Below are 8,620 nucleotides of genomic sequence, written 5' to 3'. Positions count from 1 at the left end.
GGGCAATCACCAACACAGTCAGGCTGGCAAGTCCCACTGGGAGAAAGTTGGCGACGTTCATGGCATAGGTGAGATACTGGGAGGTTCAATTATTTAGTATCGCCTTTTTGTTTCTTTGTTAAAATAGAACCCGCACCTAATCCTCCCAAAGCCAATAAGCTTAAGATAGAACTGGGTTCAGGTACAATAGATACTTGAATGCTAGATGCAGAACCAAGAAATGTTGCACTGCTCGTACTGGAAAACGCGAAGAGATTGAAAGTGGTACTGCCAGGCGGAACAGGAGTATAGCTAGGATCGACAGCATTACTGATAAAGTAGTAGGGATTGTTGCCAGAGGCGGCGGTATTGGTGTCTAATACACTCAGGGTTTCAGTTAGGGTATTAAACTGGAATCGTAAAAAGTTGTTGTTCGAGATGCCATTGACTACGGAACTACCGCTATCGAGCAAGTTGTTGGCGGGATTGAAAACTGAAAGCGAAAGGAACTGCAAGGAAGTCGTCGGGCCGACTCCAATTTCGGAAATGATATTGGGGGCGGTGTTTTCGTTATAGCTGAACACCCCCCTTGCTGAATAGCCAGTATCCCCTTGCCAGTTAAAATTGAAAGAGATGGCTTGGGCTTGTTGCGCCGCCACTGACAAAGTAATGGTAGCAGCGGCGGTAGCAGTGAGTTTGGTCAAGAGATTCTTCATGATGATTCCTACTAAGATAGACAGGGAAACTCGACTCAATTAAATTTAAGAAAATTTTATCTTATTTTGCTCACATTATTGGGACTAGGCTGAACAATCTTAGCCGTAACCGTCCCCACCACATACTGCCCTCTTAAAACAAGCATCGCCTCCCCAACTCCACAATACTCCAACGGGTATTGGTTAGGCGGTCGCCCGTTCCTTACTCCCACTTCATCGCATAGAGTTCGTCCAGTTTGCACTGAAAAAACTGGGTTAGTTTGCCGGTGCTGATACTGTCGAGCCTTTTGAGCCTACCCCTGATCAGACTTCTGATAGTGGATTGGGCTACACCTGTCCGCTCCGACAGTTCGGCGATGCTTAAGCCTTTTTCAGCCATTAACGCCTCTAGGTTGCTGTAGAAGTAAAGCTCCTTCTCCTTCTCATATTCCGTCTTGCCTATTAACGTTGCGATCATATTTTTTTTCTCTCTATGCTCACCTGTTAGTTTAGCAGTTTTAACTATTAGTTGCCTATACGACTTGACAACTAAACGTCTAGTCGTCATAGTTAAATAAACGATAACCCAAAAGTCAACTGGTAAGCTAAACGGTGCTTAACCTGCATGATCCAATAGCTATAACCCTTTTGGAGTCTATATCGGTGATCCGAAGTAAAAGCCGTTTAGCTTACTTGACTTTTGGGAAGATGTCCAAAACGGGAGATTTTGAACATGACACAACAATTCTACAAACTTACGCTATCTTCTGCAATCGCCCTTTACCAAAACGGCTTAATTTCGGCTACGGCGCTGGTTTATCTCTACATTCTGATTAAACTTAAGCCTGAATGGAAACTCACTCTTCATCAACGCCCTACCTGTTCCGAACTGGGCATCCAGAAAACCGCTTTCTACAAGGCGATTAGCAGACTCATCGCGCTTTGGGTCAACTTCTCCACGCACTCCTTACTTGCTGTTCAGACAGGGGAGCGTCTGTGCTAAAGCCGGACTTGACCATGACAGTAACCTCAGCGGACAAACTACCATCAGGATTTTGGCATGAAAACTCATGGTTTGAGCGGACTTTTCTCCCAATCTTGCTAACAATTCGGAACGGGAATTAATCGACCCAATTTTCTAAGAATAAATGAGGAATTTGTCTAAAATGTCGCAGATTTCTGGTTACTAGCCAGGCTTGATTAGCTAAGGCGATACTAGCAATTAACAGGTCAGATCTGCCAATTTTGCGAAATTTAGAAATATCTTGTAAGCGGTCAAATTGATTGGCTGCATTTGGGTCAATTAAAATTACAAGAAGTTGATTTAATAAGGTTTCTGAACGAGAGAAAAGCTCTTGTGCTTTCAGTAAATAACTCCCTGAAAAAGCCTTAAGCAGATAATCTATCCGCCCGCGCAAAATTTCGATCTTGGTGACAATCATAATGGCGACTTCCTCATCTTGTAAGTTTTCCAATCGATTAATAACGTTAGTGTTACCTGAGTGGAGATGAGTTACAGTATCCGTGTCAAGAAGATACATCATTGTTAGTTTCCGAACGTCCCCTGGCTTGGTAAATAGAATCTCTTAGGTCGGCCAGAGAGCTATCATCGCTTAAAGCAGCTGCCTGTTGCAGAAAAATAGCTTTACTATTTGGCGAAGAGTTAGAAGGGAAGGAAGTCTTCAAGGTTTTAGCCTCTTGCTCTAATAAAGTATCGCTGCTTAATTGTTCTGATTTTGGAGTAATTGTCATAATTGCTCCTGATTATTTATTAATATTTTATCATAATGGGTATGGAAAAACTCTAAGTACAGGAAAAAATTGTAGGGAATCAAGAAAATTGCGATGATTGGGCAGAGATTTCCTCGGACAAACTACCATCAGGGTTTAGGGATGATTCTTCATGGCTTGGGCGGGCTGGAGTTTTAATTTTCCCTGAATCTTTCTAACAATTCCTCGCGGGATAAATTTGCCAAAGAAAGAAGCAATCTGGTGCGTTCTGAGATGGGAAGTTGGGCAATCTTTTCTACCAGACTGGATAATTCCGAATCTAGCGTTCCAAACCGCCCTTCCAGAAGACTGGTTATCATGGAATACCGTTCTTCTAAACTACCTTGTTCTATCCCTTCTTGCTTTCCTTCTAATTTCCACTCTTCTCGTTGCTTTAGATAAGCTGGTGATAAGTTCATGATGTCCTCCTGTTCTTCGGTACTTAAATTATCTCTCAACTCTAAGTTTTTGCGCCAGTTGGCCAGAATTTCTAATAAATTCTCTCGAAAAGGATTGCGTTCTGGCAGTTCAACTAACTCTTCAACTGCTCGTTTTTGAGTTCCTCCTTTACCTAATACTCTCAACCATAAGGTGTCTTCATTTACTGGTAATTGATGAATGACAATGATGCCCGCTTTGAGAGACTTAGCTAAAAAGTAAACCCCTTTTAACCAATTACTCTCATCGCTGTGAGTCCCGAAATCTTCAATCATTCTAGCTGAAAAGGTGGGCGTTAGAATCCATAAGAAAGGCAATTCTGCGACCGTCAGAGTTTTGTTTAACCGTTTCGCTTTTCTCAAGATTTCGCCATGAACCGTGTATAGCTTTGACAAACAACCGCGAATCTCTACCTCGGTCGGGGGATTGCGGAAAGGTTCAAACAAACAGGAAGTAGTCGCCATTTTTCCGAGTAACCCTAAAGGTAACTCAGTGGGAGTAGGTGAGCTAAATGGTTCAAACCAGACATCGATTTCTTGAACCTCACTTTTTACTTTCTTACTTTTTCTAATCGTCCCTAGAGGTGTTAGTAATTCCTCCAGATATTCCTTTGCAAATTGGTCATGAATTTGGCGAGTCATTCAAGTTAATAATCAAGCATAAAAAGGACGGTAATAATCTTATTATATCATTGATTAAAAAGGAATCCAATCGACAATATCGATCCATTCTTCTGCTTCGGTAGTTTCCCAAATCATAATTAATTCTTCGGCTAGTTTTCCCATTGTTGTTGTGAGATGTATCCAAAACAGTCCCCAGATTTGTTGATTTTTTTGCCAATATTCCTCTAAATGTTCAGGCATACTGGTACGATTATCTGTCACCAAGAGTCGTTGAGATAATCAGGGTCAAGAGTTCCTAACGGTGGTGTATTCGGCTCTCCAATGCGTAAAATATCTATCTCTGGATTTAACCTTAAGACAGCGACTTTCAAGCGGGGGATAAGTTTTCATCGAGTAAAAACTTGATTTTCATACCCTGACATAATCTTGCCTTTGCTGTTTAATTTTTCTCATCTTTTCTCGTTGAGGCGAAGGATTTTTCAGTGCTTCGTGATAGTGAGTTTCTCGCCAATTCTGGAGGCGCAATAAATAGGCATCAATTTTTTGCCGATTCTGGAGATAATAAGTAATAGTTGCGTAGATTTTCTCTAAACTTAGATCGGGATAGATAGCATTTATTTCTTCTGGGGTATAGCCTTCCAAGAAATAAAAGAGTACGTTGTCAATTCCGAGGCGATGACCTTTTATTCTAATATCATCTTCGGAGATAAATAAGAAATAATCTTCTAGTTGCATAATTAATTTTTCCCTTAATTTTATTTCATTTTTACCGCTTATTTATTAATATGTTATCGTAATTAGTCCGCCTGATGCTTCCCTTGTTTTCAAACTTTTAACCGGGATAAACTGCCCCGCGGCCATAACCCTGGCTGCTATGCTGGCAGCCACTTTGACGGAGCTACTTTAACGGGAAGTGTGGATTATCGGCTGGCCGCCGAAATATGTCGGGAACTCGATGCCATCGAGCGAAAGAATTGACGGGATTATCGAAATCCACCTATCGACTATCGGCAACCAGCGCACATCGACCGAGGAAAGGTCAGCGCGGCAGAAACATCAGGCTGTTTTGGGGAAATTGAACGGTCATCCCTTAAATGGCGCAGGTTGAACGATTTTGGTGTTTACTGTCCCAATTGCGTACTGCCCTCTTAAAACAGCGATCGCCGACTCATCGTTAAACGTAATTGTACTACCAGCAGAAGTAGAGTAGTCGGAGAAACAGGCGAGTAAATGACCTAACGAGAGTGCGGTCTCGCGCAGCGAGTGCCTTCGGCAGCGCTGTCAGCCAATTGCCCAGGAAGTAGCCGATGGGGAGGGAGACAGCCGCAATCAAACCCGTCGCCAGGAGAGAGTGAGTGGTGCTGCGGTGGGGAAACCTGTCTTCAATGAAGCTGCTGATGGGGAAGAAGATTTTGCCGATGGTTGAGGTGGTGGTGTCAATGTCAGGAAGCTGCGAACCCAGGACAGCCAAACCCAACGCCATCGGTTCAGCCGTTCCCAAGATGAGGGACGTGCCTGCTGCGGCGATGAGGGAGTGGGTGATCGCCATGAAACCTAAAAACATGACTCCTGTTATCGGATGCGATGGGACATTACCCAAATTATCTACTGTTATGTTAATGCTCTGACGGAGTAATTCAGAGCCGCCTTCAAAACCGAGAAAAATCGGGATTCAGTCAGGAAAAGGGTTTCACCAAGCCTTCTTCCACTACGAACTCTGGGAAGGTGGCGATCGCCTGATCAAGTCCTGCAAGTACATCCCCAAGGAGAAGGTAGCCGCCATCCAAGACCTGCAATCCCAGAAGGCTTCCATTGTGGAGATTTTGCGGGTGTTGAGTTAGTTTAGCTTCTTCTTTCATTTGATAAGTAGCTACGCCTTAAATAAGATTGTGTGGCAATAATTGCTGCTCCACCAATGAGAATTCCTCCGATAATTGTCCCGACCTCGTAGTTGATAGATATCTGAGTTTGGGATTTTCCTAAGCTTATCCACAGCAATCCAGAAAAAACAATAAATATTAAGGCTGCCAGTAGATATAAAAGGTTTTGCTTCGTTGCCAATACAAAAGTTTGTCTTGTCCAACGAACAATTGGTCTTGAAAGCTCCAGTTTTTTTTCCAGTTCAAGTTGTTTAAGTTTCAACTCCATGTAATTTATTTCTTGACGGAGTTTTTCTGGGAGTTCCTCTGTTAGAATCAACATTGCTCCTTGGAAATTTGCTTGCCAGATTTGGGCATTTTTAAAATTGGCTTTGACGAGGCAAGCGTAGCTTAAATTAGCCCTTCTTAAATCAGCACGGCTTAGATCGGCTCCGCTCAGATCAGCTTGACTAAGATTTACTTCATAAAGATTAGCATTTCTTAAAATAGCCTTACTTAAATTTGCCCCACTAAGATCTACTCCTCTGAGATCAAATTGGCTAAGATCTTCATGAGAAAGGTAGGCATTCTGGAGATCGATAGCACTAAAGACAACTCTATCTGAATGATTTAGTCTCCATCGCTGCCAGCTTTCAATGCCTCCTTTGAGAGAATTAAGGGCTTGTTCATCCATGACGATTACCTCCTTTCATCTGAAATCAATAAGATAATTTGCCTCACATTTATCAAAGACTTTATAGATAACTAAAGCTAATCTTCACCCCCCCAACCGCTTCCTCGCCCCCCTCACACTCCCAAGCTGCTTCAGTGCCATCCCTGCCACCAAACAGACCCCACCTCTTATCTGAACTTTCCTCCAAATGGCAAAACTCTTAACCTAATGAAGTTTCGGCGATTTCATCTGTGCAATTGTCCCCCGAGTAATCTAATTATTTCCCCCTTATTCACCTACCCTTACTCTATCTCCGATAATCTCAACGAATTGGGCTGTTTTCATAAAACTTAATAATTAGCTGATAATGAATAGCCGACAATGAATCGCAGAAATATCCAGAGATCGCTAAAGTGCTTAACAAAAGAAATTGTAATCCTATCGATTTTGACCGTGCCACTATCCAAAGGAATAGATTAGATTTCTTGCCAAGACCAATGAGAGTAAATTACCGATCGATCACCCGAACTTTTTCCTTATCGGTAAAGATCGGGCGATTTGCATATTCTTGCTATTCCTAATACATCCGAGAGCGCCCGTCCTGTCGAATTTATCTTTAAACCCTAACTATCCCCGTACAATTATCAGCATATCGATCATAAACCTTGAGATAGGTTACACGCCATGAGCGAATACCAATATTACGAATTCCAAGCTATCGATCGCCCCCTCACCCAAGAGGAAAGAGCGGCCATCAGCCAACTATCGAGCCGCGTCAAACCGACGGCAACGAGTGCCAGTTTCACCTACCCGGGTAAGGTGGAACGTGATCCCAAGGAATCTTTTTCACTGGAAAGACGATCTGTTAATGTACGGCTGTAATGCCTCATTTTGTCCTATAGGTCTAATAAAGTTGTTAAGTATTGCCCTTATCGATCGAGATCGGGTTAGCTTGGAGATAGCAGTGAGCATTCAGCTTTAAACACTTAATAACTGCTAACCGAATCACTGATAAGGGGGTTTTTTCATGGCTTTTAGCCGTTCTAGCGGTATTTTGCTTCATCCCACCAGTCATCCCGGCCGTTACGGGATTGGAGAACTAGGTAGGGAAGCCTATCAATTTATCGATTTTTTGGCTCAAAGTGGTCAAAAACTCTGGCAAATTCTCCCTTTAGGCCCGACAGGGTACGGTAACTCTCCCTACATGAGTTTTAGTGCCATTGCTGGCAATCATCTCCTGATTAGTCTCGATATTCTTCGGGAAAAAAACCTGCTTAGTCAGGCAGATTTCGAGGATATTCCCGATTTTCCCCTCGATCAAGTGGATTTTGATAAATTGATCGCTTGGAAAATTCCTCTACTTAGAAAGGCGGCGAGCAATTTTGTCAAGGGTTCTGACACAATTCTTTACAAACAGTTTGCTGGCTTTTGTGCTGGCAATGCCGATTGGTTAGAGGATTACGCCCTATTTATGGCTTTATCCCACGCTTACCAGGGTAAAGTATGGATGGAATGGCCGACAGAAATTCGCGAACGTCATTGGGGTGCGTTGGAAACACCGAAACAGGAGTTACAAGAGGAGATTTTTCTGCACAAATTCCTACAATTTGAGTTTTTTGAGCAGTGGTTAGCCCTAAAACGCTATGCTAACTCCCTCGGTATCGAGATTATCGGTGATATCCCCATTTATGTCTCCCATAATAGCGCCGATGTTTGGGCAAATCCGCAGGTTTTCCGACTAGATCCCCAAACCGGTAATCCCTTGGAAGTGGCGGGGGTTCCCCCGGATTATTTCTCAGAAACGGGGCAATTATGGGGAAATCCTCTCTATAACTGGGATTATCTCAAAAATACGGGCTTTGAATGGTGGGTACGCCGTTTAAAAGCGGTTCTTTCCCTCGTCGATATTATCCGTATCGATCATTTTCGCGGATTAGAGGCCTATTGGGCTGTGGCTTTTGGCCAGGAAAACGCTATTAATGGTCATTGGCTGAAGGCCCCAGGTTATGATCTCTTTAATACTATTGGCGCTCGTTTGGGTAAATTGCCGATTATTGCCGAAGATTTGGGCGATATTGACCAAGCAGTCCTAGATTTTCGCGATCACTTTGCTTTCCCGGGGATGAAGATTCTCCACTTCGCTTTTGGGGGTGATGCGGGTAATCCCTATCTTCCTTTCAACGTCGAACGCAACTGTGTGATTTATACCGGCACTCACGATAATAATACTACTGTGGGCTGGTTTCAGGATAACGCCAATGACTACGAAAAAGCGCGACTATATCAATATCTTGGCGCTCCCAGTGGTCAGGGAGTGGCTTGGGATCTGATTCGACTGGCCTATAGTTCCGTGGCTAATCAGGCGATCGTACCGTTACAGGATGTGTTAGGTTTAGGATCGGATGCGCGGATGAATACCCCTAGTGTCGCAGAAGGGAATTGGTCATGGCGCTATCGTCAGGAAGCTTTAACCGGAGAATATAGCGAGAGATTGCGAGATTTAGTCAATCTTTTTGGCAGAAATCGTTAAATAGGGTTTGCTGAAAAAGCTTTTCGGTGGTGGCAGGGTGTGGGGTGTGGGGT

14 protein-coding genes are annotated in these 8,620 nt (G+C 43.4%); 4 read left to right on the top strand and 10 right to left on the bottom strand.

Annotation, left to right across the window (positions count from 1 at the left end; genetic code table 11):
• Positions 1–89: 89 nt before the first annotated feature.
• A complete protein-coding gene (locus IQ242_RS10350) occupies positions 90–695 on the bottom strand; it encodes a PEP-CTERM sorting domain-containing protein (RefSeq protein WP_193959907.1) in 606 nt (201 codons plus the stop codon).
• A gap of 202 nt (positions 696–897) precedes the next feature.
• Positions 898–1,152, bottom strand: a complete 255-nt coding sequence (locus tag IQ242_RS10345) for a helix-turn-helix transcriptional regulator (protein WP_193959906.1) — start codon at positions 1,150–1,152, stop codon at positions 898–900.
• Between the two features lie 255 nt (positions 1,153–1,407).
• Between IQ242_RS10345 and IQ242_RS10340 the strand changes: the two genes are divergently transcribed.
• On the top strand, positions 1,408–1,677 hold the full coding sequence (locus IQ242_RS10340; protein WP_193959905.1) for a hypothetical protein: 270 nt from the start codon (positions 1,408–1,410) through the stop codon (positions 1,675–1,677).
• A gap of 118 nt (positions 1,678–1,795) precedes the next feature.
• Here the strand turns inward: IQ242_RS10340 and IQ242_RS10335 are convergent, their stop codons facing one another.
• The 5 genes from IQ242_RS10335 to IQ242_RS10315 form a co-directional block, all read right to left on the bottom strand.
• Positions 1,796–2,218 carry a type II toxin-antitoxin system VapC family toxin gene (locus IQ242_RS10335; protein WP_193959904.1) on the bottom strand — a complete coding sequence of 141 codons (423 nt, stop codon included), beginning with the start codon at positions 2,216–2,218 and terminating at the stop codon, positions 1,796–1,798.
• Positions 2,202–2,426 carry a hypothetical protein gene (locus IQ242_RS10330; RefSeq protein ID WP_193959903.1) on the bottom strand — a complete coding sequence of 75 codons (225 nt, stop codon included), beginning with the start codon at positions 2,424–2,426 and terminating at the stop codon, positions 2,202–2,204. The genes IQ242_RS10335 and IQ242_RS10330 overlap by 17 nt, the downstream gene beginning before the upstream one ends.
• Positions 2,427–2,599: 173 nt before the next feature.
• Positions 2,600–3,523 (bottom strand): hypothetical protein, encoded by a 924-nt coding sequence (locus IQ242_RS10325; protein WP_193959902.1) that lies wholly within the window; start codon positions 3,521–3,523, stop codon positions 2,600–2,602.
• Between the two features lie 54 nt (positions 3,524–3,577).
• Positions 3,578–3,766, bottom strand: coding sequence for a hypothetical protein (locus IQ242_RS26090; RefSeq protein ID WP_228020919.1), 189 nt, complete (start codon positions 3,764–3,766; stop codon positions 3,578–3,580).
• Between the two features lie 147 nt (positions 3,767–3,913).
• Positions 3,914–4,240 (bottom strand): DUF433 domain-containing protein, encoded by a 327-nt coding sequence (locus tag IQ242_RS10315; RefSeq protein WP_193959901.1) that lies wholly within the window; start codon positions 4,238–4,240, stop codon positions 3,914–3,916.
• Positions 4,241–4,460: 220 nt separating this feature from the next.
• Here IQ242_RS10315 and IQ242_RS10310 point away from each other — a divergent pair, with 220 nt between their 5' ends.
• Positions 4,461–4,613: a hypothetical protein gene (locus IQ242_RS10310; RefSeq protein WP_193959900.1), complete on the top strand. Its 153-nt coding sequence runs from the start codon at positions 4,461–4,463 to the stop codon at positions 4,611–4,613.
• 81 nt (positions 4,614–4,694) lie between these two features.
• Here IQ242_RS10310 and IQ242_RS10305 read toward each other — a convergent pair whose 3' ends face one another.
• The 3 genes from IQ242_RS10305 to IQ242_RS10295 form a co-directional block, all read right to left on the bottom strand.
• Positions 4,695–5,069, bottom strand: a complete 375-nt coding sequence (locus IQ242_RS10305; protein ID WP_193959899.1) for a metal-dependent hydrolase — start codon at positions 5,067–5,069, stop codon at positions 4,695–4,697.
• Positions 5,070–5,181: 112 nt separating this feature from the next.
• Positions 5,182–5,364 carry a hypothetical protein gene (locus IQ242_RS10300; protein ID WP_193959898.1) on the bottom strand — a complete coding sequence of 61 codons (183 nt, stop codon included), beginning with the start codon at positions 5,362–5,364 and terminating at the stop codon, positions 5,182–5,184.
• Complete coding sequence (locus tag IQ242_RS10295) at positions 5,348–6,058, bottom strand: pentapeptide repeat-containing protein (protein ID WP_193959897.1); 711 nt, start codon at positions 6,056–6,058, stop codon at positions 5,348–5,350. The genes IQ242_RS10300 and IQ242_RS10295 overlap by 17 nt, the downstream gene beginning before the upstream one ends.
• Positions 6,059–6,721: 663 nt before the next feature.
• Between IQ242_RS10295 and IQ242_RS10290 the strand changes: the two genes are divergently transcribed.
• Complete coding sequence (locus tag IQ242_RS10290) at positions 6,722–6,919, top strand: hypothetical protein (RefSeq protein WP_193959896.1); 198 nt, start codon at positions 6,722–6,724, stop codon at positions 6,917–6,919.
• A 145-nt stretch (positions 6,920–7,064) separates the two neighbouring features.
• The gene (gene malQ, locus IQ242_RS10285) at positions 7,065–8,567 is read left to right on the top strand and encodes a 4-alpha-glucanotransferase (RefSeq protein ID WP_193959895.1); all 1,503 of its coding nucleotides are present in this window, start codon (positions 7,065–7,067) and stop codon (positions 8,565–8,567) included.
• The last annotated feature ends 53 nt before the right edge of the window (positions 8,568–8,620 follow it).

The organism is Microcystis sp. LEGE 08355, from assembly GCF_015207185.1.
Classification (GTDB): domain Bacteria; phylum Cyanobacteriota; class Cyanobacteriia; order Cyanobacteriales; family Microcystaceae; genus Microcystis; species Microcystis panniformis.
This window is presented reverse-complemented; position numbering and strand designations above follow the sequence as displayed.

Bases quoted from the DNA above. Each gene is read 5' to 3' on its own strand.
- IQ242_RS10350 (WP_193959907.1), bottom strand. From the start codon at position 695: ATGAAGAATCTCTTGACCAAACTCACTGCTACCGCCGCTGCTACCATT.
- IQ242_RS10345 (WP_193959906.1), bottom strand. From the start codon at position 1,152: ATGATCGCAACGTTAATAGGCAAGACGGAATATGAGAAGGAGAAGGAG.
- IQ242_RS10340 (WP_193959905.1), top strand. From the start codon at position 1,408: ATGACACAACAATTCTACAAACTTACGCTATCTTCTGCAATCGCCCTT.
- IQ242_RS10335 (WP_193959904.1), bottom strand. From the start codon at position 2,218: ATGATGTATCTTCTTGACACGGATACTGTAACTCATCTCCACTCAGGT.
- IQ242_RS10330 (WP_193959903.1), bottom strand. From the start codon at position 2,426: ATGACAATTACTCCAAAATCAGAACAATTAAGCAGCGATACTTTATTA.
- IQ242_RS10325 (WP_193959902.1), bottom strand. From the start codon at position 3,523: ATGACTCGCCAAATTCATGACCAATTTGCAAAGGAATATCTGGAGGAA.
- IQ242_RS10315 (WP_193959901.1), bottom strand. From the start codon at position 4,240: ATGCAACTAGAAGATTATTTCTTATTTATCTCCGAAGATGATATTAGA.
- IQ242_RS10310 (WP_193959900.1), top strand. From the start codon at position 4,461: ATGCCATCGAGCGAAAGAATTGACGGGATTATCGAAATCCACCTATCG.
- IQ242_RS10305 (WP_193959899.1), bottom strand. From the start codon at position 5,069: ATGTTTTTAGGTTTCATGGCGATCACCCACTCCCTCATCGCCGCAGCA.
- IQ242_RS10300 (WP_193959898.1), bottom strand. From the start codon at position 5,364: ATGAAAGAAGAAGCTAAACTAACTCAACACCCGCAAAATCTCCACAAT.
- IQ242_RS10295 (WP_193959897.1), bottom strand. From the start codon at position 6,058: ATGGATGAACAAGCCCTTAATTCTCTCAAAGGAGGCATTGAAAGCTGG.
- IQ242_RS10290 (WP_193959896.1), top strand. From the start codon at position 6,722: ATGAGCGAATACCAATATTACGAATTCCAAGCTATCGATCGCCCCCTC.
- malQ (WP_193959895.1), top strand. From the start codon at position 7,065: ATGGCTTTTAGCCGTTCTAGCGGTATTTTGCTTCATCCCACCAGTCAT.